The sequence below is a fragment of the Oceanibaculum nanhaiense genome, from assembly GCF_002148795.1.
GTDB lineage: Bacteria > Pseudomonadota > Alphaproteobacteria > Oceanibaculales > Oceanibaculaceae > Oceanibaculum > Oceanibaculum nanhaiense.
Genome location: NZ_MPOB01000002.1, coordinates 265,734 through 291,827, shown reverse-complemented (window position 1 = coordinate 291,827; position 26,094 = coordinate 265,734). Strand labels below are relative to the sequence as shown.

General features: G+C 65.4%; 20 protein-coding genes and 1 tRNA gene. 14 read left to right on the top strand and 7 right to left on the bottom strand.

The genetic code is table 11. The annotated features are described in order from the left end of the window. Positions 1-10 precede the first annotated feature (10 nt). The 9 genes from BKM74_RS04475 (at position 11) to BKM74_RS04435 (ending at position 9,351) form a co-directional block, all read left to right on the top strand. The gene (locus BKM74_RS04475) at positions 11-1,573 is read left to right on the top strand and encodes a 2-isopropylmalate synthase (protein ID WP_086464484.1); all 1,563 of its coding nucleotides are present in this window, start codon (positions 11-13) and stop codon (positions 1,571-1,573) included. 94 nt (positions 1,574-1,667) lie between these two features. Beyond that, positions 1,668-2,708, top strand: a complete 1,041-nt coding sequence (locus BKM74_RS04470) for a rod shape-determining protein (protein WP_008945103.1) — start codon at positions 1,668-1,670, stop codon at positions 2,706-2,708. Between the two features lie 65 nt (positions 2,709-2,773). Next, a complete protein-coding gene (mreC, locus tag BKM74_RS04465) occupies positions 2,774-3,664 on the top strand; it encodes a rod shape-determining protein MreC (protein WP_086464483.1) in 891 nt (296 codons plus the stop codon). Further along, positions 3,661-4,170: a rod shape-determining protein MreD gene (gene mreD, locus BKM74_RS04460; protein ID WP_086464482.1), complete on the top strand. Its 510-nt coding sequence runs from the start codon at positions 3,661-3,663 to the stop codon at positions 4,168-4,170. The genes mreC and mreD overlap by 4 nt, the downstream gene beginning before the upstream one ends. 12 nt (positions 4,171-4,182) lie before the next feature. Beyond that, positions 4,183-6,072: a penicillin-binding protein 2 gene (mrdA, locus tag BKM74_RS04455; RefSeq protein ID WP_086464481.1), complete on the top strand. Its 1,890-nt coding sequence runs from the start codon at positions 4,183-4,185 to the stop codon at positions 6,070-6,072. Positions 6,073-6,076: 4 nt separating this feature from the next. Then, a complete protein-coding gene (gene rodA, locus BKM74_RS04450) occupies positions 6,077-7,222 on the top strand; it encodes a rod shape-determining protein RodA (protein WP_086464480.1) in 1,146 nt (381 codons plus the stop codon). Between the two features lie 111 nt (positions 7,223-7,333). Continuing rightward, a tRNA-Lys gene (locus tag BKM74_RS04445) sits at positions 7,334-7,409 on the top strand. Between the two features lie 231 nt (positions 7,410-7,640). Beyond that, positions 7,641-8,930, top strand: coding sequence for a thiolase family protein (locus BKM74_RS04440; protein ID WP_217895437.1), 1,290 nt, complete (start codon positions 7,641-7,643; stop codon positions 8,928-8,930). Between the two features lies 1 nt (position 8,931). Next, positions 8,932-9,351 carry a Zn-ribbon domain-containing OB-fold protein gene (locus tag BKM74_RS04435; RefSeq protein ID WP_086464479.1) on the top strand — a complete coding sequence of 140 codons (420 nt, stop codon included), beginning with the start codon at positions 8,932-8,934 and terminating at the stop codon, positions 9,349-9,351. A 41-nt stretch (positions 9,352-9,392) separates the two neighbouring features. On the opposite strand, the gene BKM74_RS04430 is transcribed toward BKM74_RS04435, so the two are convergent. The 6 genes from BKM74_RS04430 to BKM74_RS04405 form a co-directional block, all read right to left on the bottom strand. Then, the gene (locus tag BKM74_RS04430; RefSeq protein WP_086464478.1) at positions 9,393-10,631 is read right to left on the bottom strand and encodes an esterase/lipase family protein; all 1,239 of its coding nucleotides are present in this window, start codon (positions 10,629-10,631) and stop codon (positions 9,393-9,395) included. Between the two features lie 32 nt (positions 10,632-10,663). Next, positions 10,664-11,539, bottom strand: coding sequence for a pantoate--beta-alanine ligase (gene panC, locus BKM74_RS04425; protein WP_086464477.1), 876 nt, complete (start codon positions 11,537-11,539; stop codon positions 10,664-10,666). Then, positions 11,536-12,372 carry a 3-methyl-2-oxobutanoate hydroxymethyltransferase gene (gene panB / locus BKM74_RS04420; protein ID WP_086464476.1) on the bottom strand — a complete coding sequence of 279 codons (837 nt, stop codon included), beginning with the start codon at positions 12,370-12,372 and terminating at the stop codon, positions 11,536-11,538. Before panB ends, panC begins: the two co-directional genes overlap by 4 nt. Before the next feature lie 50 nt (positions 12,373-12,422). Beyond that, positions 12,423-14,168 carry a gamma-glutamyltransferase family protein gene (locus BKM74_RS04415; RefSeq protein WP_086464475.1) on the bottom strand — a complete coding sequence of 582 codons (1,746 nt, stop codon included), beginning with the start codon at positions 14,166-14,168 and terminating at the stop codon, positions 12,423-12,425. An 89-nt stretch (positions 14,169-14,257) separates the two neighbouring features. Next, on the bottom strand, positions 14,258-15,604 hold the full coding sequence (locus tag BKM74_RS04410; protein WP_086464474.1) for an ABC1 kinase family protein: 1,347 nt from the start codon (positions 15,602-15,604) through the stop codon (positions 14,258-14,260). Positions 15,605-15,738: 134 nt separating this feature from the next. Next, a complete protein-coding gene (locus BKM74_RS04405; protein WP_086464647.1) occupies positions 15,739-17,541 on the bottom strand; it encodes a M3 family oligoendopeptidase in 1,803 nt (600 codons plus the stop codon). A 164-nt stretch (positions 17,542-17,705) separates the two neighbouring features. Between BKM74_RS04405 and BKM74_RS04400 the strand changes: the two genes are divergently transcribed. Then, positions 17,706-19,472, top strand: a complete 1,767-nt coding sequence (locus tag BKM74_RS04400; protein ID WP_176342409.1) for an AMP-dependent synthetase/ligase — start codon at positions 17,706-17,708, stop codon at positions 19,470-19,472. Between the two features lie 201 nt (positions 19,473-19,673). Here the strand turns inward: BKM74_RS04400 and BKM74_RS04395 are convergent, their stop codons facing one another. Beyond that, positions 19,674-20,189, bottom strand: a complete 516-nt coding sequence (locus BKM74_RS04395; RefSeq protein WP_086464472.1) for an adenine phosphoribosyltransferase — start codon at positions 20,187-20,189, stop codon at positions 19,674-19,676. A gap of 160 nt (positions 20,190-20,349) precedes the next feature. On the opposite strand from BKM74_RS04395, the gene BKM74_RS04390 reads away from it, so the two are divergent. From BKM74_RS04390 to BKM74_RS04375, 4 genes are all read left to right on the top strand, one after another. Beyond that, complete coding sequence (locus BKM74_RS04390; RefSeq protein WP_086464471.1) at positions 20,350-21,705, top strand: aspartate aminotransferase family protein; 1,356 nt, start codon at positions 20,350-20,352, stop codon at positions 21,703-21,705. Positions 21,706-21,912: 207 nt separating this feature from the next. Further along, entirely contained in the window at positions 21,913-22,893 is a 981-nt protein-coding gene (locus tag BKM74_RS04385) for a TAXI family TRAP transporter solute-binding subunit (RefSeq protein WP_086464470.1), read from the top strand. A gap of 157 nt (positions 22,894-23,050) precedes the next feature. Continuing rightward, positions 23,051-25,645, top strand: a complete 2,595-nt coding sequence (locus tag BKM74_RS04380; protein ID WP_086464469.1) for a TRAP transporter permease — start codon at positions 23,051-23,053, stop codon at positions 25,643-25,645. A 12-nt stretch (positions 25,646-25,657) separates the two neighbouring features. Continuing rightward, entirely contained in the window at positions 25,658-26,086 is a 429-nt protein-coding gene (locus BKM74_RS04375; RefSeq protein WP_086464468.1) for a universal stress protein, read from the top strand. The last annotated feature ends 8 nt before the right edge of the window (positions 26,087-26,094 follow it).

Below are 26,094 nucleotides of genomic sequence, written 5' to 3'. Positions count from 1 at the left end.
GAATTGAGCCATGAACACCACCAATACTGCCAGCGACAAGAACCGCGTCATCATCTTCGACACCACCCTGCGCGACGGCGAGCAATCGCCCGGCGCCTCGATGAATCTCGAAGAGAAGCTGCAGATCGCCACCCTGCTGGAAGAGATGGGCGTCGATGTGATTGAGGCCGGCTTCCCGATCGCCTCCAACGGCGATTTCGAGGCGGTGCACGAGATCGCCAAGCGGGTGAAGAATTCCGTCGTCGCCGGCCTCGCCCGCGCCGGGCTGAAGGATATCGAGCGCGCCGCCGAGGCGCTGAAGCCGGCCGCGCGGCCGCGCATCCACACCTTCCTCTCCACCAGCCCGCTGCACATGAAGTACAAGCTGCGGATGGAGCCGGACGCCGTGCACCAGGCCGTGGTGGACAGCGTGACCCATGCGCGGCGCTTCACCGACGATGTGGAGTGGAGCTGCGAGGATGGCAGCCGCACCGAGCATGATTTCATGTGCCGCTGCGTCGAAAGCGCGATCAAGGCCGGTGCCCGCACCATCAATGTGCCCGATACCGTCGGCTATACCGTGCCGGACGAGTACGCCGCGCTGATCACCATGCTGCTGAACCGGGTGCCGAACATCGACAAGGCGATCCTGTCGGTGCATTGCCACAATGATCTGGGCCTCGCCGTCGCCAATTCGCTGGCCGCTGTCTCGGCCGGCGCGCGGCAGGTCGAATGCACGGTGAACGGGCTGGGCGAGCGCGCCGGCAACGCGGCGATGGAAGAGATCGTCATGGCGCTGCGCACGCGCAACGATGTCATGCCGTTCCACACCGGCATCGACACCACGATGATCACCCGCGCCTCCAAGCTGGTCTCCGCCATCACCGGTTTCTCGGTGCAGCCGAACAAGGCCATTGTCGGCGCCAACGCCTTCGCGCATGAAAGCGGCATCCACCAGGACGGCATGCTGAAGAACGCGCAGACCTACGAGATCATGACGCCGGAATCGGTCGGGCTGAACAAGTCCAACATCGTCATGGGCAAGCATTCCGGGCGCAACGCCTTCCGCACCAAGCTGAAGGAGCTGGGCTTCGAGCTGGGCGACAACGCGCTGAACGACGCCTTCAACCGCTTCAAGGATCTGGCGGACAAGAAGAAGACGGTGTTCGACGAGGATATCGTGGCCCTGGTCGATGACGAGATGACCCGCGCCAACGATTATATCCGCTTCGTCTCGCTGCAGGTTGCCTGCGGCTCCAAGGGGCCGCAGACCGCGGCGCTGGAGCTGACGGTGAACGGCGCGCCGATGAGCACCACCTGCGAGGGCAATGGCCCGGTGGACGCCGCCTTCAACGCAATGCGCGCGCTGTTCCCGCACGAGGCGACGCTGCAGCTCTACCAGGTGCATGCCGTGACCGAGGGCACCGACGCCCAGGCGAAGGTCACCGTGCGGCTGGAAGAGAGCGGAAAAACGGTGAACGGCCAGAGCGCGGATAGCGATACCATCGTTGCGTCCGTAAAGGCGTATATACATGCACTCAATAAATTGCTGACGAAGCGCGAGAAGCGGGCGCCGGAGGCGCTTTCGGCTTGATCGTGAAGGGCGCATCGCGGCATTTTGATTCTACCGGCGGGCACGACAGCCCGCCGGCTCCTTTCAATCCACGGTGTGAGAAAAGATAGCCCCTATGTTCGCGAACCTCCTTGGCATGCTGTCCGCCGATATGGCGATTGACCTCGGCACGGCGAATACGCTGGTCTATGTGAAAGGCCGGGGCATCGTGCTCAACGAGCCCTCGGTGGTCGCCATTGCCAATGTGAAGGGCAAGAAGCAGGTGCTGGCAGTCGGCGAGGAGGCGAAGCAGATGCTGGGCCGCACGCCGGGCAACATCCAGGCGATCCGCCCCTTGCGCGACGGCGTCATCGCCGATTTCGAGATCGCCGAGGAGATGATCAAGCACTTCATCCGCAAGGTGCATAACCGGCGCAGCTTCGCCAGCCCGCAGGTCATCATCTGCGTGCCGTCCGGCTCCACCGCCGTGGAACGCCGCGCCATCCAGGAATCGGCGGAAAGCGCCGGCGCGCGCCGGGTGTTCCTGATCGAGGAGCCGATGGCCGCGGCGATCGGCGCCGGCCTGCCGGTGACCGAGCCGACCGGCTCCATGGTCGTCGATATCGGCGGCGGCACGACCGAGGTCGCGGTGCTGTCGCTGGGCGGCATCGTCTATTCGCGCAGCGTGCGCGTCGGCGGCGACAAGATGGACGAGGCGATCATCGCCTATATCCGCCGCCACCATAATCTGCTGGTCGGCGAGGGTTCCGCCGAGCGCATCAAGAAGGAAATCGGCTCCGCCTGCCCGCCCGAGGATGGCGAGGGCAAGACCATGGAGATCAAGGGCCGCGACCTGATGAACGGCGTGCCGAAGGAGCTGGTCATCAGCCAGCGCCAGATCGCCGAGAGCCTGGCCGAGCCGGTCTCCGCCATCATCGAGGCGGTGAAGGTGGCGCTGGAGCACACCGCGCCGGAACTGGCGGCCGACATCGTCGATAAGGGCATCGTGCTGACCGGTGGCGGCGGGTTGCTGAACAATCTGGACCTGGTGCTGCGCCATGCCACCGGCCTGCCGGTTTCCATCGCCGACGACCCGCTGACCTGCGTGGCGCTCGGCACCGGGCGCTGCCTGGAGGAAATGAAGGTCCTGAAAAACGTCCTTATCGGGTCCTATTAATTCGCGGAAACTTTCTGTATATTGCCAAGAGTCTTTTAACACAAAGGCTTGCGGGGGAATCTTAAGTGGCGCGTCGATCCGGTTCGTTCACCACCATCACCGAACCGTTCCGCAGCTTCTGGCATCGCTTTTCCTATGGGCTGCTGATCGCTGCCGCCTTCGGCCTGCTGGTGCTGGGAAAGGCCGATATCGTGCTGGTGGAGCGCACGCGCACGGCCATCGTCGATGCCACCGCGCCGATCCTCGACGTGCTGTCCCGGCCGGCCGCCACGGTATCCGATCTTCTCCAGCAATTCCGGGAACTGCGTGACCTGCGCACCGAAAATGCCCGGCTGCGCGAGGAGAATGCCCGGCTGCAGCAATGGCAACAGGCCGCCCGGCTGCTGGAGGCGGAGAACCGGTCGCTGCGGGCGCTCACCGGCTATATTCCCGATCCGGCGGCAAGCTATGTCACCGGGCGGGTGATCGGCGACAGCGGCGGTCCCTTCGTGCGCAGCGTGCTGGTGAATGTGGGGTCGCGCGACGGCATCGAGAAAGGCCAGGCGGCCATGACCGGCCAGGGGCTGGCCGGCCGCATCGCGGAGGTCGGCTATCAGCACGCAAGGGCGCTACTGATCACCGACCTGAACTCGCGCATCCCGGTGATCGTTGAGAATTCCCGCGACCGTGCGATCCTGGCCGGCGACAACACGGTGCGCCCGAAGCTGCTGTATCTCGACAGCAACGCCAAGGTGTCGCCCGGCGACCGTATCGTGACCTCCGGCCATGCCGGCGCGCTGCCGCCGGGCCTGCCGGTCGGCATCGTGATCTCGGTCAGCGACTATGAGGTCCGGGTGAAGCCCTTCGTCGAGTGGCACAAGATCGAATATCTGCGCCTTGTCGATTTCCATCTGCCCGCAGCGGCGGGCGGCGAAACCGTCCGGCAGGAAGCGCAGCAAAGTCCGGGGCGGCGATGAAGCTCTCGCTTGCCCAACGGCTGGACCTTTGGGCACGACGGCTGATCCCTGTTGTGCTGACGCTGCTGCTGTTGCTGCTGGGCACCGTGCCGCTGGGCGTCCCCTATCTCGGCAGCGTGGCGCCGGCCTATACGCTGATGGCGGTGTTCTACTGGGCGGTGTACCGTCCTGACCTGTTGCCGCTGGGCATGGTGTTCGTGATCGGCGTGCTGGAAGACGCGCTGTCCGGGCTGCCGCTGGGGGTGGGCGCGCTGGCCCTGCTGTTCGTGTATGGCACGGCGCTGGGGCAAAGGCGCGCCTTCCTGAAGCGCCCGTTCTACATCGCCTGGATCGGCTTCGCCGTGCTGGCGGCAATGGCGGCGCTGCTGATCTGGCTGCTGATCACCGTGCTGAACGGCGCCATGGTCGGCCTGCAGCCGGCGATGTTCCAGTACGCCATTACCGTGGCGCTGTTCCCGTGCCTGGCGATCCTCTTCGTCGCCGCGCACCGCCACATCCAGCGTTAGGATCGGACTGGCATGAAGAAGGACCGCGATCAGGAACGGCAGAAGGTGCTGACCCGCCGCGCCCTGATGCTGGGCGCGGGGCAGCTTGGCCTCGTCGGCGCGCTGGCCGGCAGGCTGTATTACCTGCAGGTGGTGCAGGCCGACCGCTACCGCGTGCTGGCCGACGACAACCGGATCAGCATCCGCCTGCTGCCGCCGCCGCGCGGCGAGATCGTGGACCGGCTCGGCGTGCCGCTGGCGATCAACGAAAAGAACTACCGCGTCGTCATCGTGCGCGAACAATCGGGCAATGTGCCGGTGACGCTGGAACGGCTGGGTCGGATCATCGATCTGCCGGAGCGCGAGGTGCGGCGGGTGCTGCGCGATATGCGCCGCAAGCGCGCCTTCGTGCCGATCACCGTGCGCGAGAATCTGAGCTGGGAGGAAGTCAGCCGTGTCGAGGTCAGTGCGCCCGACCTGCCCGGCATCTCCATCGAGGTCGGCCTGACCCGCTTCTACCCCTATGCCGAACAGGCCGCCCATGTGCTGGGCTATGTCGCGGCGGTCTCGGAATCCGAACTGACCGGCGATCCGCTGCTGGAACTGCCGGATTTCCGCATCGGCAAGAACGGCATCGAGAAGGTGCATGACCAGCATCTGCGCGGCAAGGCCGGCACCAGCCAGGTGGAAGTGAACGCGCTGGGCCGGGTGATCCGCGAGCTGTCGCGTGAGGAGGGCCAGCCCGGCCGGCGCATCGAGATCACCCTCGACATGGAATTGCAGCGCTTCGCCATGAACCGGCTGGGCGAGGAGAGCGCGGCCGCCGTCATCATGGATGTGCACAATGGCGACGTGCTGGCCCTCGCCTCCACCCCCGGCTTCAACCCGAACGCCTTCAACCGCGGCCTGACGCCGAACGAATGGGAGGAACTGATCTCCAACGAGCGCGGCCCGCTGACCAACAAGGCGATCGCCGGCCAGTATGCGCCCGGCTCCACCTTCAAGATGGTGGTGGCGCTGGCAGCGCTGGAAACCGGCGTGATCTCGCCTGGCCAGCGCGTTTTCTGCCCCGGCCATCTGGAGCTGGGCGACACCCGCTTCCATTGCTGGAAGCGGCCCGGTCACGGCCATATGGATATGCATGACGCGATCAAGCATTCCTGCGACGTCTATTTCTACGAGGTCTCGAAGCGCCTGGGCATCGCCCGTATCGCCGCCATGGCCGAACGGCTGGGCCTTGGGCAGACTCTCGGCTTCGACCTGCCCGGCGAGCGGCCCGGCCTGATTCCGACCCGCGAATGGAAACAGGCCCGTATGGGCAAGCCGTGGCACCAGGGCGAGACGCTGATCGCCGGCATCGGCCAGGGCTACATCCTGACAACGCCGCTGCAGCTTGCCGTGATGACCGCCCGGCTGGTCAATGGCGGCATCGCGGTGACACCGCATCTGACCCGGCACCTGCCGGGACAGGGTGGCCTGCAGACCGTAGCCTTACCGGGCAGCGAAGGCGGCTTCCCGTCGCTTGGCATTGCGCAGGAACATCTGCGCCTGGTGCGCACCGCCATGGCGGCTGTCACCAACGATCCGAATGGCGGCACCGCCTACCGTGCCCGCATCGCCGAGGCCGGCATGGAGATGGGCGGCAAGACCGGCACCGCGCAGGTGCGCCGCATTACCATGGCGGAGCGCCTGACCGGCGTCCGGAAGAATGAGGATCTGCCCTGGCGGCACCGCGACCACGCGCTGTTCGTCGGCTATGCGCCGGTGAATGCGCCGCGCTATTGCTGTGCCGTCATCGTCGAACATGGCGGCGGCGGTTCGGCCGTTGCCGCCCCCATCGCCCGCGATCTGCTGATCGAGACGCAGCGCCGCGACCCGGCCCAGGGCCGGCCGCTGGCCTTCGTCCCGCCGGGCAGGAGCTGAGCCCATGAGCATCGGCAGCTACGGCAAGCGCGAACTGACGCTAGGCCGCAAGATCCTGCAGATTAACTGGTTCCTGGTGCTGCTGCTGATCATGATCGCCTCGGTCGGTTTCGCCATGCTCTATTCCGCGGCCAATGGCAACTGGCAGCCCTGGGCGATGCGGCAGATGGCGCGCTTCGGCGTGGCGCTGGGCGCCCTGCTGGTGATTGCCCTGATCGACATACGCTTCTGGATGCGCTGGGCCTATGTGGGCTATCTCGGCGCGCTGGCGCTGCTGTTCGTGGTCGAGGTTGCCGGCGAGATCGGCATGGGCGCGCAACGCTGGGTCGATCTGGGGTTCTTCCAGCTGCAGCCCTCGGAACTGATGAAGGTCGCCCTGGTGCTGGCGCTGGCGCGCTATTTTCACGGCCTGACCCATGAGGAAACCGGCCGCATCACCTATCTGCTGCCGCCGCTGCTGATGATCGCGGCGCCCGCCCTGCTGGTGCTGCGCCAGCCCGACCTCGGCACCGCGATGATGCTGCTGTTCGCCGGCAGCGGGCTGCTGTTCCTGGCCGGCGTCAGAATCTGGAAGTTCCTGCTGGTCGGCCTGGCCGGCCTGGCCTGCATCCCGATCGCCTGGGGGCTGCTGCGCGAGTACCAGCGCAACCGCATCCTCACCTTCCTCAACCCCGAGAATGATTCGCTCGGAACCGGCTACCACATCCTGCAGTCGAAGATCGCACTGGGGTCCGGCGGCATGTTCGGCAAGGGCTTCCTGCAAGGCTCGCAGAGCCATCTGAACTTCCTGCCGGAAAAGCAGACCGACTTCATCTTCACCATGTTGGCCGAGGAATTCGGCCTCGCCGGCGGCATCGGGCTGATCGGCCTCTACGTGCTGGTGCTGATCTACGGCACAGCCATCGGCCTGCGCGCCCGCAGCCAGTTTGCCCGCCTGCTGGCGCTGGGGCTGACGCTGAACTTCTTCCTCTATCTGTTCATCAACATCGCCATGGTGACCGGCCTGCTGCCCGTGGTCGGCATTCCGCTGCCGCTGATCTCCTATGGCGGCACGGCGATGCTGACGCTGATGGTGGGATTCGGCTTTGTGATCGGCGCCTATGTCCACCGCGACATCCGCATCAGCCGGCGCGGCGTGGACGAGGATTGACGGAAAAACCGCCGCCGCCGCACCTTCACGCTCGACAAGCCGCAGCCGACTTGCTATATCGCACGCCTTCCTGCGGTGGACGGGCCTTGCGAGGCGCCGGCCACATCCTGGGGGCGCATAGCTCAGTTGGTAGAGCAGCTGACTCTTAATCAGCGGGTCGTAGGTTCGAGTCCTACTGCGCCCACCAATCAGAACAAGGGGTTAGGCCACACCGGCCTGGCCCCTTTTCTTATTTTCACGCCCCGCCGCAGCCGCTACAGCACCTCTCCCTGTTATTTCTTCCTTTATTGATCCTGATCAATGTCAGCATAAATTTTATATATTCTAATATACAAATACGCGGATATACCGCGCCTGTCCTGCATTCTTGAGACCAGGATTCGGCCCTTGGAATGCTGGAGCATTACTGAGGAAAGGCATGGCCATGAAAAAAGGGAAATTGAGGGAGAAAGTCGCCATTTCGGGGGTGGGCTGCTCGCGTTTCGGCGATTTGCTCAATACCCCCGAAATCAAGGGTCTCAGCATCCAGGAACTTACCGCCATGGCGGTAAAAGAGGCCTTGAACGACGCCGGATTGACCGGGCAGGACGTCGATGCCGTCTTCGCCGGGAACGCGATGGTGCACAGCTCGCAGGTGCCCGGCACATATTCACAGCTTTCGAAATGGACCGGCACGCAATTCAAGGCAGGCGTGCATTTCGAGGCGCAGTGCTCGACCACGAATGTCGGCGCCGCCCTCGCAGCAATGGCGATCGCCGCCGGCGTGTACGATACGGTTCTGGTTTATGGGCTGGAGACGACCCGGACCAAGGTGAAGGACTACAGCCCCTACGAGCGCGAGCCGATCTCCCACCAGCAGACCTGGCTGTGGACCGACATGGCGGTCAACCAAGCCTATGGCGTGCCGCAGGGCTACGATATCTTCTCGACCTATAACGGTCTGGTCGCCCTTGGCTATTGCCGCAAATACGGCATCTCCCTCGAGGATTACGACCAGGGCATGTTCGAGCTGTGCCGCACGCGACGGCTCCATGGCTCGATGAACCCGAAAGCCAACATCCAGGAAACACTGGAAGACCGCGCTGCGCGTGAGGGCTTCACAGATACTTTCGACTATTGGCGGTCGGACGAGCACAATCCGTTCGTCGCCTGGCCATCCCGGCTGCTCAGCCTCGTCACCACGGCCGACGGCGCCTCGGCCATGGTGCTGACACGCGCCGATCTCGCCAAAGGCGGTAAGTCGCAGCCTGTGGAACTGAAAGGATTCGGCATCAACTACAGTGACCTGCCCTGGTACGGCGAGGACCCCACCTATTGGGAGTTTGACAAGCGCGCCGCCGATACCGCCTTCAACATGGCCGGCATCGCCGCCGCTGACATTGACTATCTGCATACGCACGACTGCTCGCACATCTCCGGCATCTGTACCGCGGAAATGATGGGCTATCTGGAACCGGGCAAGGGGCTGGACGCAGCCCGCGGCGGGCGATTGCGCTTCGATGGCGATCGTCCCATGTCAACCCATGGCGGCCGGCATGCCTTCGGCCATGCCTGGGGAGCGAGTGCCGGCACCGACACCTACGAGGCCGTGCTGCAGATGCGAGGCAAGGCCGGGTCTAGGCAGATAGCCGCCCGGCCCGAGATTTCTGTCATCCACACACACGGGTACGCCATGATCGGCACCGTGATCGTTCTGGGAGGATTGTGACATGCAAGACGTCACCGAACAGCCGAGTGCCCTCCGCTGGTATTATGAAGGGCTGGCCCAGAATACGTACCGCGCGATGAAGTGCCATTCCTGCGGCGGCTACACCTTCCCGCCGACCGGTTGCTGCGAGCATTGCGGCAGCTGGGAGGTGGAGGGAACGGAATTGAGCGGCAAGGCGACACTGCTCTTCGCGACGCACAATATCAGTCCGGCTTGCCATCCCCGCTTCGAGAAGATCGCCCCCTATGTCTATGGCCACCTGGTCCTGAAGGAGGGGCCAGTCGTGCAGGCGATCATCCTCGGTGTCGAAGCCAAGCCGGATGCGCTGCGCGCGCTGTTCGAGCGCGGGCCCGTACCAGCACAGGCGGAAACGCTTAAGATGGATGACCTGCCCGTCATCGCCTTCCGCATCGCAGGCTGAAAACCTGCTGGCAGGGCATGACAACCCTGCCAGCAGGAAACCTATTTCCGCTCCTGCTGGCACCAGCGCGCAGTATGATCCTTCGCCTTCAGCGCGGCGAACACCGAGGCGCGGACGCTCACATCATCGGTGATGTCGCCATGGAAGATCGGCCCGTCCGGCCCCGTGCCCAGGCGCACCGAGCAGCTGCCCGCATGCTGGCCCAGCACGCCCGAGGCCCGGCCCAGGCTGGCGCTGAACTGCGCCACCGCCTGGTCGCCCGGCGCGCAGATGACGGTGTCGCTGGTGCATTCGTCGCCCTTGCCGGCCGACAGCCGCCCGTCCTTTGCGACGAAAGAGAGCGAGGTCGTCTTCATGGTATCGCCCTTCCAGTCGGTCAGGCCGGCGATCGGGAACACCCAGGCCGGCATGTCCTGACGCCAGCGCCCGACCGCCTGCCGGATACCGCCAACGCCATCGCCCAGCGTGTGCTGCACGGCGGCCGGATCGTAGGTGCCGGCGTGCCAGTCCAGCCGCCGCCAGTCGGCGTAGCGCCACAGCGCCAGCGGACGCTTTTCGCCGCCACTCAGATCGACGCAGCAGGGCTGCCCGCCCGGCCCGTCAAGATAGGCCGGCAGCATCTCGTAGAAGCCGGGAAAGCTGTTGGTCCATTGCTGATAGGCACGCGACGGCATGATGTCGCCGGGCGCCAGCTCGATGCCGTTGCGGGCATCCAGCACGGTCTGCACCGAGCCCAGATAGGGCGTGCCCATGGTGATGAGCTTCACCACCCCCGCGCTGTGCCGGAAGACCCCTGCCGGGTTCTGCGCATAGGCGGTGGCGACCAGCCCGCCCATCGAATGGGCCACCAGCACGATGCGCCCGGCATCGCGCAGCGCCGGCCGCGATTCGATGAAACGCTCGAGATCGGCGGCACTGTCGAAGACGCTCTGCCGCCAGTCATAGGGGAAGGGATGCACGCTGCCATGCGCGCCGAGCGCGGTTACGAAGCTATCGTAATCCGGCATGATCCGGTTGGCGGTCAGCCCGTCGCGGGGCGCCGCCGGGCCGTCTGCGATGATCATGCGCTTGAAGTCGGCAGCGCCGCTGGCGGCGTTCTCCGGCGGCCAGATCCGCCGGCCGCCATCGCTGATTTCCGAGGTCATGAAGCCCGGCACGAAGATGATGGCGGGCTTGTCGCCGGCCTTCCCCTGCGCCTGGGCGGGGAGCGTCCCGACAAGGACCGCCGGCAACAGCGCGGCGAGGAACAGGACCAAACCCCAACGGATACCAACTCTCATCCTGACCACTCCCCTCCTGTTATGTGCCGCGACTATACCGCGATATTGTCGATCAGGCGCGTCTTGCCGAGCCAGGCGGCGACCAGCAGCCGGCCGGGCCGGCCCGGTGCCGGATCCAGGGCGGAGATGGGGGCCAGCGTCTCCGCATCGCGCAGTTCCAGATACTCGACCGGGCCGAACCCCTCGCTCTCCAGCACCGCCATGCCATCCGCCAGCGCCTGTGCCGGCGCGGCGCCATGGCCGATGCGCGCGGCGACCTCGACCAGCACGCGGTGCAGGGCCGGCGCAATGGCACGTTCCTCCGGCTCCAGATAGGCGTTGCGAGAGGACAGGGCGAGCCCGTCTTTCTCGCGCACCGTCTCGCCACCCTCGATGCGTACCGGGATGTCGAGATCGCGCGCCATGCGGCGGATCACCTGAAGCTGCTGGTAATCCTTCTCGCCAAAGATCGCGACATCGGGCAGCGCCTGCAGCAGCAGCTTGGCCACCACGGTGGCCACCCCGGCGAAATGGCCGGGCCTGCGCCCGCCGCACAGCCCCTCGCTGACATCCGCCACGGTGATGGTGGTGGAGAAGCCCTGCGGGTACATCTCCTGCACGCCCGGCGCGAACAGCAGCGGCACGCCGGCAGCGTGCAGGGCGGCCACATCCTGCGCCTCGCGGCGCGGATAGGCATCCAGATCCTCGGATGGCGCGAACTGCGTCGGATTCACGAAGATCGTCGCCACCACCCGGTCGCACATCTGCGCGCCCTGCCGCATCAACGACAGATGCCCTTCATGCAGCGCGCCCATGGTCGGCACCAGCGCCACGCTCAGCCCCTCGGCGCGCCAGGCGGCGACCTGCTGGCGCAGCTCGGCGATGGTGCGGACGATGCGCGGAAGGTCGCTGCTGGGCAGATCGCTCATGCCACCCCCTTCGGCTTACCAGCGCCGAAGCAATGTTCCGGGCCGGGGAAGCGGCGCGCCGTCACCTCGGCGGCATAGGCCTGCACCGCCGCCTCCACCGAAGCGCCAAGCGAGGCGAAGCGCTTCACGAATTTCGGCGTGAAGTCGGAGAACAGCCCCAGCATGTCGTCGGTGACGAGGATCTGCCCGTCGCAGGAAGGCGAGGCGCCGATACCGATGGTCGGAATCCCGATGGCTTCCGTTATGGCGCGGCCGAGCGGTTCCGGCACCCCCTCAATGACCACGCCGAAGGCGCCGGCCTCCGTCACGGCATGCGCGTCGGCCATCACCTGCGCCGCCTGTTCCTCGCCGCGGCCCTGCACGCGGAAGCCGCCGAAGGCGTTCACCGATTGCGGCGTCAGGCCGATATGCGCCAGCACCGGAATATGCCGGTCGGTGAGGAAGCGGATGGTCGGCGCCATCGCCAATCCGCCCTCCAGCTTCACGGCCGCGCAGCCGGTCTCGGCCAGCACCCGCGCCGCCGAGCGGTAGGCAGCCTCCGGCGATTCCTCGTAGGAGCCGAAGGGCAGATCGACCACCACGCAGGCGCGTTTGGCGCCGCGCGTCACCGCCTTGCCATGGGCGATCATCATGTCCAGCGACACGCCCAGCGTGGAGTCCATGCCATAGACCACCATCGCCAGCGAATCGCCGACCAGCAGCAGATCGACATGCCGGTCCAGCAGCTTGGCAATGGGCGCGGTATAGGCGGTCAGGCAGACCAGCGGTTCCTTCCCCTTGCGGGCGCGGATATCGGGAACGCCGATCGGGCGGTCCTTGGTCGGTGTGCTCATTGCTCTGTCCTCGGCTGTTTGCAGCCTTGCCCTTACGGCCTTGTCGGAGATTACAGCCCCGCCACGCCGGACGGGCGACGGCGATCCGCCCCGCCGGCCTTCACCCCGGTCACAGGATCGGCGACGATGGCGCACACGCCGCCAGCCTTCCAGGTCCAGTCCGGCCAGGATACGACATCGTGGCCAAGGGCCGCGAGGACATCCTGCGTCTTGCGCTCGATCCGGCCCTCCAGCGTGAGGCGCCCCGGATAATAGGGGTGCGGCGCGAAGGAATCGGGGAAGCTGTAGGTGGCGAAGCGCGGCGCGTCGATGGCCGACTGGGTATCCATGCCAAACACGCCGACATTCAGCAGCACCTGCAGCATGGCCTGCGACTGCACATCGCCGCCCGGCGTGCCGAACGGCATCAGCGCGCCGTTGTCGAACACCGCCAGCGCCGGGTTCGGCGTCAGGCGCGGGCGCTTGCCGCCCATCAGTTCGCTGGCATGGCCGGCTTGCGTGAAGGCCTGGGAGCCGCGCGAGGACGGGCAGATGCCCAGCCCCGGAATTACCGGCGCATCGCTGGATGTATCGCTGGGCGTGGCGGAGAACACATTGCCCCAGCGGTCCACCGCGCAGACATAGGAGGTGTCGGGCGACAGCGGCGGCTCGCCATCCCGGACCGGCGCGGCGCTGCCGCTGTTACCGAGCACCGCGCGCAGATTGCGCGGATCGCCGGCCGGCGGCATTTCCGGCCAGGCCTTGTTCGGGTCGATCAGGTCGCGGCGCAGATCGGCATATTCATCCGACAGCAGCGCATCCATCGGCACATCGACGAAGCGCGGATCGCCGTAATAGGCCTCGCGGTCGGCGAAACCCAGCTTCATCGCCTCGGTCAGCAGATGGATATAGGCCGGGCTGTTATGGCCCAGTGCGCGCAGATCGATGCCCTTCAGCAGGTTCAGCATCTGGATCAGCACCGGCCCCTGGCACCAGACATCGCAGGTATAGACGCTCATGCCGCCGAAGCGCCCGGAGACCGGCTTCTCGAAGGTGACCGAGAAATCAGCCAGATCCTGCTCCGTCATCCAGCCATCATTCTCGGCATGGTAGCGGGCGATGGTGCGGGCGATATCGCCCTTGTAGAAGGCGTCGCGCGCGGCGCGCAGCCCATCCTCCCGGCTGCCGCCGGCCGATTTCTCCTGATCCACCATATAGGTCAGGGTGCGGGCCAGATCGGTCTGCACGAACAGTTCCCCCACCTTTGGCGGGCGGCCGTTCGGCAAGTAGATCGCCTTGTTGGCGTCCCAGCGGGCATAGGCTTCCGCATTGGCGGAGACGTAATCGGCCAGCAGCGCATGGGTCGGGAAGCCCTCGGCGGCGTAGCGGATGGCCGCCACCGCCACATCGGCAAAGCGCATTGTGCCGTAACGCGACTGCGCGGCGATCCAGGCGTCGGGGGCTGCGGGCACCACGGTGCGCTTCAGGCCAGGCGGAATCTCGCCGCCCTCGTTCTCGCGGAACCAGGCGGAACTGGCCTGCTTCGGAAAACAGCCAAGGCCGCTGATCGTGATCACCTCGCCGCTGTCCGCCATGCGGATCATGATCGGCGCGACACCGGCGACATTCACCAGGTCGGATTGCAGCACGCCCAGCGCGATGCCGGCGGCCACGCCCGCATCGACGGCGTTGCCGCCCGCCTCAAGGATGGCGAGGCCGGCCTGCGCGGCGGCGTGATGGCCGGCAGAGACCATGTGCCGGCTGCCCAGCGTCACCGGCCGGTGCGCGCCCGATCCCAGGCCCGGAAAAGACTCCATTCCCCACTCCTGCTTCTTGCTTTTTTGCAGTGCCGCACAGGAAAGCCCCGCGCGGCCGCGCTGGCAAGGGGCAATGCGTCAGGGCTGGGTTACGCCGCCGCCGGAACCTGGGCGGCCGTCAGTGCCTTCGCCTGGCGTTTTTCGAGTTCCGTCACGTCGAAATCGGCGATCATCTCGTGGAACATCCGGTACCAGTTGATCTCCGCCTTCAGATGCAGGAACACCGAGCCGAGGCCGATGGCGGCGCGGTCCATCAGCACGAATTCGCGCGGCGGGGCAACGCCGCCGATGCGGCGCAGCTCGGCATGCACCTTCTCCGCCACTTCGCGGCCATACATGCCGTTGTTGGTTTCCTGGATCGGGCGCTGGCGGTCTTCCATCAGCGGCGCATAGATGAAGCGCGCCCAGAGGTTCAGCACCTCGATCTTGTCCTTCGTCAGATTGTCGAAGCCCCAGTTCGTATAGGCATGCACGGCAAGGTCGTCATCGCCATCGCGCAGCGCCTTGTAGAGGTCGATGACTCCGGCGACGAAATCCGGCCGGAACACCCGCACGCAACCGAAATCCAGCAGATTCACGCTGCCATCCGGCCGCACCGAATAATTGCCGAGATGCGGATCGCCATGGATCGCGCCGAAAAAATAGAACGGCACATACCAGGCGCGGAACATGTTCAACGCCACCTTGTTGCGGAAATCGAGATCGTGCCCGGTGACCGAGAGCAGCGGCGCGCCGTCGAGCCAGTTCATGGTCAGGAGCCGCTTCGTGCTGAGTTCCGGCACGGCGACCGGCACATGCACGCCGGATTCGCCGGCCAGCATATCGGCATAGAGCGCCATGTGCCGGGCCTCCAGCTGGTAATCCAGCTCCTCGCGCAGCCGGGCCGACAACTCTTCATACATGCGCGAGGTCGAGATCGCCTTGTCGTAGCGTTCATAGACCGACATGGCGAGCTTCAGCTGCTTCAGATCGGCCTCAACCGCCGACTGCATGTCGGGATATTGCAGCTTGCAGGCAAGCTCCGCGCCGTCCTTCCCGGTGGCGCGATGCACCTGCCCCAGCGAGGCGGCGGCCGCGGCCTCCTGCCCGAATTCGGCGAAACGGGCGCGCCAGTCCGGCCCCAGCTCGGCGGCCATGCGGCGCTTCACGAACAGCCAGCCCATCGCCGGGGCGTTGGATTGCAGCTGCTGCAGCTCCTCGGCATATTCCTTGGGCAGCGCGTCGGGGATGGTGGCGAGAATCTGCGCCACCTTCATCAACGGCCCCTTCAGCCCGCCCAGCGCCTGCTTCAGCCCCTCGGCATGCTCGGTGCGGTTCAGCTTCAGGCCGAGATAGCGCTCGCCCGCCAGCCGTGCCGCCAGCGCGCCGACCTTGCTGCCGACCTGGACATAGCGCCGGGCCCGGCCGCCGAACCTGTTGTCTTCGTTTTCGGACATGAAGCTTTGACTCTCTTTATGCGTCATGCCCGGACCTGATCCGGGCATCCAGGGTCGGTGCCCTGCCTGTCACGTCCAAAGCTGTGGCGCCGGATTGCCGGGTCAAGCCCGGCAATGACAAACCGGCCAGCGCCTCACTCCATCGCTTCCAGCTCGTCGATCATGCCGGCAATCATGGAGAGGCCCTTGGCCCAGAAGGCAGGGTCGGCGGCATCCAGACCGAACGGCGCCAGCAACTCCTTGTGGCGCAGCGTGCCGCCGGCCTTCAGCATTTCCAGATAGCGGTCGGAGAATCCCGTCTCCGCCTCCCGGTACACCGCATAGAGCGAGTTCACCAGGCAGTCGCCGAAGGCATAGGCATAGACATAGAAGGGCGAATGGATGAAGTGCGGGATATAGGCCCAGAAATGCCGGTAATCCTCGTCGAAGCGCAGGGCCGGGCCCAGACTTTCGATCTGGGTTTCCATCCAGATGTCGCAGATCTCGTCCGGCGTCAGCTCCGACTGCCGGCGCGCCGCATGCAGCTTCGCCTCGAAGAAATGGAAGGCGACCTGCCGGGCCACCGTGTTCAGCATGTCCTCGACCTTGCCGGCCAGCATCGCCTTCCGGCGCTTCGGATCGGTCTCCTTCTTCAGCATCGCCTGGAAGGTCAGCATCTCGCCGAACACGCTGGCGGTTTCCGCCAGGGTCAGCGGCGTGCCCGATTGCAGATGGCCCTGCTCAGCCGCCAGCACCTGGTGCACGCCGTGGCCCAGCTCATGCGCCAGGGTCATCACGTCGCGCGTGCGGCCCTGATAGTTCAGCAGGATGTAAGGATGCGCGCTCGGCACCGTCGGATGGGCAAAAGCGCCCGACGCCTTGCCGGGACGCGCCGGCGCGTCGATCCAGCCCTCGCGGAAGAAGCGGCCGCCGATCTCCGCCATGCGCGGATCGAAGCTGCCATAGGCGCCAAGCACAGTGTCACGCGCCTCGTCCCAGCGGATCAGCCGGTCGGCATCGTCGGGCAGCGGCGCGTTGCGGTCCCAGTAATCCAGCTTTTCGGCGCCGAACCACTTCGCCTTCAGCGCGTAATAGCGGTGCGAGAGTTTCGGGTAATGGTCGCGTACGGTGTTGACCAGCGCATCGACCACCTCGTCCTCGATCTGGTTGGCGCGGTTGCGCCCCGAGACCGGGGACGGGTAGTGGCGCCAGCGATCCTCGGTCTCCTTGTCCTTGGCCAGCGTGTTGGTGACCAGCGAGAACAGCCGTGCCTGGCCGCGCAGCGTGGCGCCCAGCGACTTCGCCGCCTCGCGCCGCTCCTCGCGCTTCCGGCTGGTCATCTTCTCCAGCAGCTCGGTGACAGTCAGTTCCCTGTCCTGAAAGGGAAAGCGCAGCCCGGTCAGCGTCTCGTCGAACAGCCGGTTCCAGGCGGAGCGGCCGGAAACATCCTTCTCGTGCAGCAGCTTCTCCAGATCGTCGGATAGCTGGTGCTCGCGGAACACCCTAAGATCGCGCAGCCAGGCGGAAAATTTCGCCAGTTCCGGCGCTTTCAGCTTCTCGGCGAGGACCGCCTCCTCCAGCCGGTTCAGCTCCAGCGTGAAGAACAGCAGATTCGTGGAGATGTCCGTCACCCGTTCCACCACGGACTGGTAGAACCGCCCGATCTCGACATCGCCCATATCGCCGGAATGAACGAGCTGGGCGTAACTCGCGGCACGCGACAGCACCTCGTCGATGCGCTCATACTCCGCAACCGCCTTGCCCAGCGCCGCGCCGTCGATATCCGCCAGCGTGCCGGCATAGGCCTTGCCGAAGGCCGCCGCAGCCTTTTCGGCGCCATCGAGATCGGCCTTCAGGCGCGGACAGTCCATCCCGTCATACAGGTCGGCAAGGCGCCATTCCGGCAGATTGCCCAAATTGGCAGCGGCATCGGCCTTGATTTTGGCGGCAGCGGTCATATTCGTCTCCATGGTTGCTGTCAGGGATATGGTGAGTCTTGCCGGATCGCCAAGCGCAAGCGACACTGCCGGCAACGTGACAAGACGCCCCGGCAGAACGGGACGACAGAACGGGAGGAGACGTGGCGATCATCGATTACGCGGCGGCGCAGAACCTTGCGCTGATGTTCTTCGGGCAGGCGGCGGCCCTGGGCGACAAGCCCTTCCTGTGGGCCAAGCATGATGGCACCTACCAGCCGGTGAGCTGGCGCGAGGTGGACCGCCAGGTGCGCGCGCTGTCCCGCGCCCTGCGCGCGCAGGGCATCCGGCCCGGCGACCGCGTGGTGATCGTCTCCGAGAACCGGCCGGAATGGGCGATTGCCGACCTTGCCATCATGGCCGCCGGCGCGGTCAGCGTGCCGGCCTACATCACCAACACGGTGGCCGACCACATCTACATTCTGGAGAATTGCGGCGCGAAGGGGCTGATCTGCTCCACCGAGAAGCTGCTGCGCAACGCCCTGCCCGCTGCCATTCATTCCAGCCATTGCGAGTTCGTCATCGCGCTGGAGGGCAAGGGACCGGCACAGGAATGTACGATCCGCTTCCAGGGCTGGGATGACGCGCTGAAAGCTGGCGAACAGATGCCCGACGATGTCGAGGATGTGGCCAGCCGGCGCACGCGCGACGATCTGGCCTGCCTGATCTACACCTCGGGCACCGGCGGCGCGCCGAAAGGCGTGATGCTGAGTCACCGGGCGATCTTCTGCAACCTCTACAGCGCCTACGACCTGCTGCAGGAGTTCGGGCTGGGCGACGAGGTGTTCCTGTCCTTCCTGCCGCTGTCGCATTCCTACGAACATACCTGCGGCCTGTTCTTCCCGATCTCCATTGGCGCGCAGATCTACTATGCCGAAGGCGCGGACACGCTGGCCGCCAATCTGCAGGAGGCACGCCCCACCATCATGACCGCCGTGCCGCGGCTGTACGAGGTGCTGCACGGCCGCATCGTCGCCGGGGTGGAGCGTGCCGGCGGCAGGAAGCGCGACCTGTTCATGAAGGCGCTGGCACTGGGGCGCAAGCGTATCGAGCAGCCCGGCTCCCTCAGCCTCGGTGAGAAGGCGCTGAACCTGCTGCTGGACGTGCTGGTGCGGCGCAAGGTCGGCCAGCGCATGGGCGGGCGGCTGAAGGCCTTCATCTCCGGCGGCGCGCCGCTGAATTACGAGGTTGGCATCTTCTTCCTGGCGCTGGGGGTGCGGCTCTGCCAGGGCTATGGCCAGACCGAGGCGGCCCCGGTGATTAGCTGCAACCGGCCGCGCAACATCAAGATCGAGACCGTCGGCCCGGCGCTGAAGGGCGTCGAGGTGAGGCTGGCACCGGACGGCGAAATTCTGGTGCGCGGCGAATTGCTGATGGATGGCTACTGGGACGATCCCGAAGCGACGGAGCAGACCATTATCGATGGCTGGCTGCACACCGGCGATGTCGGCGAGATGGACGCCGACGGCTATATCCGCATCACCGACCGCAAGCGCGACATCATCGTCATCTCCGGCGGCGACAATATCTCGCCGCAGCGTGTCGAGGGCTTCGTGACGCTGCAGCCGGAAATCAGCCAGGCCATGGTCTATGGCGACAAGCGGCCCTATCTGGTGGGCCTGATCGTGCCGGCGGCGGAATTCGTGGAGAGCTACGCGAAGGAAAACAATGTCGCCGCCGACCTCGCCGCGCTGGCCGGCGACAAGGGGTTCCGCGCCGCCATCGGCGCCGTGCTCGACCGGGTGAACCGCGACCTCTCCAACCTGGAAAAGGTCCGCCGCTTCGTCATCGCGGCCGAGGCCTTCACCACCGACAACCAGATGATGACGCCGACCCTGAAGATCCGCCGGCACACCATCCGCAAGGAATATCAGGACACGCTGGACGCGCTGTACGAGGGCAAGGCGGGGTAGGTTTCTGCAATCCCCCTCACCCAGCTTCGCCTAATCTCGCGTTCCGCTCGATAAGGCTGCGCAACCCTCTCCCCCAAGGGGGCGAGGGAGCTTCTTTTGATCTTCTTTTCTGTTCCCTCGCCCCGGAAGGGGAGAGGGATGCGGAAGCTTACGAACGAAGTGAGTTAGCTGCAGCTGGGTGAGGGGAGAAACACCCCTCCCCTACTGGTCGTACTTCGCCAGGGTGGTGACCGGCATGTCCAGCTTGTCGCGGCCGTTCAGGAAGGTCAGCTCGATGATGCAGGCCGCCGCCGGCACCACGCCGCCGACCTTGCGGATCAGCGCCGCCGACGCCGCCATCGTACCGCCGGTCGCCAGCAGATCGTCCACCAGCACCACCTTCTGGCCGGGCTGGATGGCGCCTTCCTGAATCTCGATCGAATCGGAGCCATATTCCAGATCATAGTCATGGCGCACCGTGGCGCCGGGCAGCTTGCCCTTCTTGCGCAGCATGATGAAGCCGCAGCCCAGCTTCAGCGCCAGCGGGGCGGACACCAGGAAGCCACGCGATTCGATGCCGGCCAGCAAATCCGGCTTGTGCGGCGCCACGGCGTCGGCCATCTGCTGCACCGTGTGCTGCCAGGCGCCGGGATGCATCAGCAGCGTCGAGATGTCGTAGAACAGGATGCCCGGCTTCGGAAAATCCGGCACCTCGCGGATATGCTGCTTGATGTCCATGCGCTCTGCTCTCCCCCTCATGGCGTTACGGCTGCGGCGTTATAGCGGGCGCGGCGACCGGGGGCAAATACGCCGCGCCCCATTGACGAATGCGCCCCATTGACGAACGCGCCGTGCCGCGCCTTCATACTGTTATCGTCCCTGCATCAGGAATCCAGCCATGTCCGGCACCCCGTCCCGCGTCTTTCACCGCCTGCCCAACGAGCCGATGCCGACCGCTGTTTCCGGCGATGGCTGCTATATCGTCGATAGCGAGGGCAAGCGCTATCTCGACGCCTCGGGCGGGGCCGCCGTCTCCTGCCTCGGCCACAGCCACCCGGCGGTGCGCAAGACCATGCATGAGCAGATCGACAAGATCGCCTTCGCCTATAGCGGCTTCTTCACCACCGAGCCGCTGGAGGAACTGGCCGACTACCTGATCGATAATGCGCCGGACGGGCTGGAGCGGGTGTTCTTCGTCTCCGGCGGGTCGGAGGCGCTGGAATCGGCAATCAAGATCGCCCGGCAGTATTTCGTGGAGATCGGCCAGCCCCAGCGATCCAAGCTGATCGCGCGCCGGCAGTCCTACCACGGCAACACGCTGGGGGCCCTGTCGCTGGGCGGCAACATGGCGCGGCGCGCGCTGTACCAGCCGCTGCTGTCGGAGAATGCGCACCATATCGCCCCCTGCTACGCCTACCGCGAGCAGCGTCATGACGAGACGGAGGAGGAATACGGCCTGCGCGCCGCCAACGAGCTGGAGGCGAAAATCCTCGAACTCGGCCCCGATACGGTGGCCGCCTTCGCCTGCGAGCCGGTGGTGGGGGCGACATCCGGCGTGGTGCCGGCGGTCGCTGGCTATCTGAAGCGTATCCGCGAAATCTGCGACAAGTATGGCGTGCTGCTGATCTTCGACGAGGTGATGTGCGGCATGGGGCGCACCGGCCATCTGTTCGCCTGCGAGGAGGATGGCGTGGCCCCGGACCTGCTGTGCATCGCCAAGGGGCTGGGCGCCGGCTATCAGCCGATCGGCGCCATGCTGGTGTCGGGCAAGATCTGCAAGGCCATCGACGAGGGCAGCGGCGCCTTCATGCACGGCCACACCTATATGGGCCACACGCTGGCCAGCGCCACAGCGATGACCGTGCAGAAGGTGATCCGCGACGACAATCTGCTGGAGAATGTGCGTGTCCGCGGCGAGCAGCTGCGCGCTGCCCTGCAGGAACGCTTCGGCAATCATCATCATGTCGGCGACATTCGCGGGCGCGGGCTGTTCATCGGCATCGAGCTGGTGGCCGACCGTGCGACCAAGCAGACCTTCGACCCGAAGCTGGGGCTGCACAACAAGATCCGGCTGAAGGCGATGGAGGAAGGGCTGATGTGCTATCCGGGTGCCGGCACCGTCGATGGCACGCACGGCACCCATATCCTGCTCGCCCCGCCCTTCATCATCGACGAGAGCCATATCGCCGAGATTGTCGAGAAGCTGGACCGCACGCTCACAGCCGTACTGGCGGAGGCGAAGCAGGTTGCCTGACAGGGGTCCATGGCGAGGGCGCGGTACCCGGTTCCCGGCCCTCGGTTGACCCTACCGGCATTACCGGGCATAGTCCGGGCAAGCGCTGGGCGGCTGCGGCCTGCCATAAACGGCGCAAGCAATAGTCAGGCGCGCGAGCCACAGGCGATGACGCCAGAGGCCGCGCCAGGCCATAATTTCTCAGTACAATGAAAAGGGAGCACACAGATGAAAAAGCTCACACTTCTGTCCTTTGGCGCCGCCCTGGCGTTTGGCGGGCTGGCACTGGCCGACGGTACGGCCGCACAGGCGCAGCAGAAATTCTTCACCATCGGCACCGGCGGCGTCACCGGCGTCTATTACCCGGCCGGCGGTGCGATCTGCCGTCTGGTGAACGCCGACCGCAAGACGCATGGTCTGCGTTGCTCGGTGGAAAGCACCGGCGGTTCGATCTACAACATCAACGCTATTTCCCAGGGCGAGATGGAGATCGGCGTCGCGCAGTCCGACTGGCAGTACCATGCCTATAACGGCACGGCCGGCCAGTTCGAGGGCAAGCCGATCAAGCAGATCCGCGCCATGTTCTCGCTGCATCCCGAACCCTTCACGGTGCTGGCCCGCAAGGATTCCGGCATCAAGAATTTCGAGGATATGAAGGGCAAGCGCGTCAATATCGGCAATCCGGGCTCCGGCCAGCGCGCCACCATGGATGTGGTGCTGAAGGCCAAGGGCTGGACCACCGCCGACTTCTCGCTGGCTTCGGAGCTGAAGCCGGCCGAGCAGAGCCAGGCGCTGTGCGACAACAAGGTTGACGCCATCGTCTATACCGTCGGCCATCCGAACGGGTCGATCCAGGAAGCCACCACCTCCTGCGAGACCGTGCTGGTGAATGTGGATGGCCCGGCCATCGACAAGCTGCTGGCCGAGAACCCGTTCTATTCCAAGGCGACCATTCCGGGCGGCATGTACACCGGCAATGCGAACGACACCACCACCTTCGGCGTCGGCGCCACGGTCGTGACCTCCGCCACCGTCGCCGAGGACGTGGTCTATCAGACCGTGAAGGCGGTGTTCGAGAATTTCGATGACTTCAAGAAGCTGCACCCGGCCTTCGGCGTGCTCGACAAGAAGGGCATGACCATGAACGCCCTGTCGGCCCCGCTGCATGACGGTGCCGCCAAATACTATCGCGAAGCTGGCCTGATGTAATCGGGCCCGCCTCGGCGGAACAGGGAACGGGGCCGGGAAACCGGCCCCGTTTTCTTTTGCCGGACCGGCGAAAATGGGCCATTTCCCGCAATAGTTTCATTTCGCCGTCAGCTCTCTTACAGTTACCCGTCATCTGAATTCAGGACCGGGGGGCTCCATGTCCAATACAAGCGAAAGCCGCAAGGGTCTTTCCGAGGCCGACCTGCAGGATCTGGTCGCCCAGGCTGATACCGGGGGCCGCTCGCCAACCGGCCCGGTCGGCTTGCTGCTGCTGGTGACCGCCGTTACCTGGTCGCTGTTCCAGCTCTGGTATGCCTCGCCGCTACCCTTCATGCTGAACTTCGCGATCCTGAACGACACCGAGGCGCGCTCGATCCACCTCGCCTTCGCGCTGTTCCTGGGATTCCTGGCCTATCCGGCGCTGAAAAGCTCGCCGCGCAGCTATATCCCGGTCCAGGACTGGATCTTCGCCATTCTGGCCGCCCTCTGCTCCGCCTACATCTTCCTGTTCTACCGCGAGCTTTCCACGCGGCCGGGCATGCCGACGCAGCTTGACCTGACGGTCGCGGTCATCGGCATGCTGATGCTGCTGGAGGCGACGCGCCGCGCCCTCGGGCCGCCGCTGATGATCGTCGCCATCGTCTTCCTGATCTATACCTTCGCCGGCCCCTACATGCCGTCGGTGATCGCGCATAAGGGGGCGTCGCTCCAGCGCACCATGGACCAGCAGTGGATCACGACGGAAGGCGTGTTCGGCATCGCGCTCGGCGTGTCCACCAGCTTCGTCTTCCTGTTCGTGCTGTTCGGCTCGCTGCTCGACAAGGCGGGGGCCGGCAATTACTTCATCAAGGTCGCCTTCGCGCTGCTCGGCCATCTGCGCGGCGGCCCGGCCAAGGCGGCCGTGGTGGCGTCGGGCATGACCGGGCTGATCTCCGGCTCCTCCATCGCCAACACGGTGACCACCGGCACCTTCACCATCCCGCTGATGAAGCGCGTCGGCTACCCGGCGGAGAAGGCCGGCGCCGTCGAGGTCTCCGCCTCGGTCAATGGTCAGATCATGCCGCCGGTGATGGGCGCCGCCGCCTTCCTGATGGTGGAATATGTCGGCATTTCCTATGTCGATGTCATCAAGCACGCCTTCCTGCCGGCGATCATCTCCTACATCGCCCTGCTCTACATCGTCCATCTGGAGGCGCTGAAGCTGGGGCTGAAGGGAATGGACAAGCCGAACCCGAAGACGCTGCCGATGGCGCTCCTTAGCTTTGCCGTCACCGTCGCCAGCATCATCATCCTGTCGGGCGTGGTCTATTTCGGCATCGGCTGGATCAAGACCGCCTTCGGCGACGCCGCCAGCGCCATCGTCGCCGTGCTGGTTCTGGCGACCTATATCGGGCTGGTCTGGTATTCCACCACCGTGCCGGAACTGGTGATGGACGACCCGGATTCGCCGCTGCTGAAGCTGCCGGAAACCGCGCCCACCGTGAAGTCGGGCCTGCATTTCCTGCTGCCGGTCGTGGTGCTGATCTGGTGTCTGATGATCGAGCGGCTGTCGCCCGGCCTGTCGGCCTTCTGGGCGACCGCCTTCATGATCTTCATCCTGCTGACCCAGCGCCCGATGATCGCGCTGTTCCGCAAGACCGATATCGTGGCAGCGGTGCGCCAGGGCGGGCTGGAACTGATCGACGGCCTGGCCACCGGTGCGCGCAACATGATCGGCATCGGCATCGCCACGGCAGCGGCCGGCATCATCGTCGGCACCGTGTCGCTGACCGGCATCGGCCTGATCATGACCGAGTTCGTGGAGTTCATCTCCGCCGGCAATCTGATGCTGATGCTGATCTTCACCGCCGTCATCAGCCTGATCCTGGGCATGGGGCTGCCGACCACGGCGAACTACATCGTGGTCTCCACCCTGATGGCGCCGGTGATCGTCGAGCTGGGCGCGCAGAGCGGGCTGCTGGTGCCGCTGATCGCGGTGCATCTGTTCGTGTTCTATTTCGGCATCATGGCGGATGTGACGCCGCCGGTCGGTCTCGCCTCCTTCGCCGCCGCGGCGATCTCCGGCGCCGACCCGATCAAGACCGGCCTGGTGTCGTTCTACTATTCCATGCGCACGGCGATCCTGCCCTTCATCTTCATCTTCAATACCGAGCTGCTGCTGATCAATATCGGCGGACCGCTGCATCTGATCCTCACCGTATCGGCGGCGGTGATAGCCATGCTGGTCTTCGCCGCCTCGACCCAGGGCTACTTCCTGGTGCGCAGCCGATTGTGGGAATCGGTGGCGCTGGCGCTGGTTGCCTTCACCCTGCTCAGGCCCGGCTTCTGGATGGACATGATCTATCCGCCGCTGGAGCGCATCGATCCCAAGCAGATCGTCGAGGTGGTGGACGACAAGCCGGCGGACGCGATGCTGCGTGTCGTCGTCGAGGGGCTGACGCTGGACGGCAAGGAGGTCAGCAAGACCGTCCGCCTGCCGCTGGGCCCACAGGCCGACGGCGTGACGAGGCTGCAATTTGCCGGCATCGAGGTCATTGAGGATGACGGCAGGATGCTGGTCGATAACGTCGTGTTCGGCTCACCCGCCGAGAAGGCCGGCATCGACTTCGACTGGGAGATCAAGGTGGTCGAACTGCCGGTCGAGACGCCGGACAAGCAATGGATGTTCATTCCGGCGCTGATCCTGCTGGGCGGCATCGTGGCCCTCCAGCGCCGCCGCCGGGAAGATACCCCCGCCGCCGCAACCGCGTAAGGGAGGCACGCCATGTACAAGGACATATTGCTGCCGATCGACCTGAACCAGGACAGTTCCTGGAAATCGGCGCTGCCGGTGGCCATCGAACATGCCCGCGCCTTCGGCACGCGGCTGCATGTGATGACCGTGGTGCCAGATTTCGGCATGACCATGGTCGGCCAGTTCTTCCCCAAGGGCTTCGAGAAGAAGGCGGTGGAGGCCTGCCACAGCAAACTGCGCGCCTTCATCGATACGGAGATTCCAAAGGACATCCCGACCCAGTGCATTGTCGCCGAGGGTACGGTGTATGAACGCATCCTGGAGCTTGCGAAGAAGCTGAAGATCGACCTGATCGTGCTGGCCGCGCACCGGCCGGAGCTGAAGGACTACCTGCTCGGCCCCAACGCGGCGCGCGTGGTGCGCCACGCCGCCTGCTCGGTGCTGGTGGTCAGGGAGTAGGGGGGCAC

Excerpts from the sequence above, each read along its gene's own strand:
- BKM74_RS04475 (WP_086464484.1), top strand. The coding sequence starts at position 11 with ATGAACACCACCAATACTGCCAGCGACAAGAACCGCGTCATCATCTTC.
- BKM74_RS04470 (WP_008945103.1), top strand. The coding sequence starts at position 1,668 with ATGTTCGCGAACCTCCTTGGCATGCTGTCCGCCGATATGGCGATTGAC.
- mreD (WP_086464482.1), top strand. The coding sequence starts at position 3,661 with ATGAAGCTCTCGCTTGCCCAACGGCTGGACCTTTGGGCACGACGGCTG.
- mrdA (WP_086464481.1), top strand. The coding sequence starts at position 4,183 with ATGAAGAAGGACCGCGATCAGGAACGGCAGAAGGTGCTGACCCGCCGC.
- rodA (WP_086464480.1), top strand. The coding sequence starts at position 6,077 with ATGAGCATCGGCAGCTACGGCAAGCGCGAACTGACGCTAGGCCGCAAG.
- BKM74_RS04440 (WP_217895437.1), top strand. The coding sequence starts at position 7,641 with ATGGCCATGAAAAAAGGGAAATTGAGGGAGAAAGTCGCCATTTCGGGG.
- BKM74_RS04435 (WP_086464479.1), top strand. The coding sequence starts at position 8,932 with ATGCAAGACGTCACCGAACAGCCGAGTGCCCTCCGCTGGTATTATGAA.
- BKM74_RS04430 (WP_086464478.1), bottom strand. The coding sequence starts at position 10,631 with ATGAGAGTTGGTATCCGTTGGGGTTTGGTCCTGTTCCTCGCCGCGCTG.
- panC (WP_086464477.1), bottom strand. The coding sequence starts at position 11,539 with ATGAGCGATCTGCCCAGCAGCGACCTTCCGCGCATCGTCCGCACCATC.
- panB (WP_086464476.1), bottom strand. The coding sequence starts at position 12,372 with ATGAGCACACCGACCAAGGACCGCCCGATCGGCGTTCCCGATATCCGC.
- BKM74_RS04415 (WP_086464475.1), bottom strand. The coding sequence starts at position 14,168 with ATGGAGTCTTTTCCGGGCCTGGGATCGGGCGCGCACCGGCCGGTGACG.
- BKM74_RS04410 (WP_086464474.1), bottom strand. The coding sequence starts at position 15,604 with ATGTCCGAAAACGAAGACAACAGGTTCGGCGGCCGGGCCCGGCGCTAT.
- BKM74_RS04405 (WP_086464647.1), bottom strand. The coding sequence starts at position 17,541 with ATGACCGCTGCCGCCAAAATCAAGGCCGATGCCGCTGCCAATTTGGGC.
- BKM74_RS04400 (WP_176342409.1), top strand. The coding sequence starts at position 17,706 with ATGTTCTTCGGGCAGGCGGCGGCCCTGGGCGACAAGCCCTTCCTGTGG.
- BKM74_RS04395 (WP_086464472.1), bottom strand. The coding sequence starts at position 20,189 with ATGGACATCAAGCAGCATATCCGCGAGGTGCCGGATTTTCCGAAGCCG.
- BKM74_RS04390 (WP_086464471.1), top strand. The coding sequence starts at position 20,350 with ATGTCCGGCACCCCGTCCCGCGTCTTTCACCGCCTGCCCAACGAGCCG.
- BKM74_RS04385 (WP_086464470.1), top strand. The coding sequence starts at position 21,913 with ATGAAAAAGCTCACACTTCTGTCCTTTGGCGCCGCCCTGGCGTTTGGC.
- BKM74_RS04380 (WP_086464469.1), top strand. The coding sequence starts at position 23,051 with ATGTCCAATACAAGCGAAAGCCGCAAGGGTCTTTCCGAGGCCGACCTG.
- BKM74_RS04375 (WP_086464468.1), top strand. The coding sequence starts at position 25,658 with ATGTACAAGGACATATTGCTGCCGATCGACCTGAACCAGGACAGTTCC.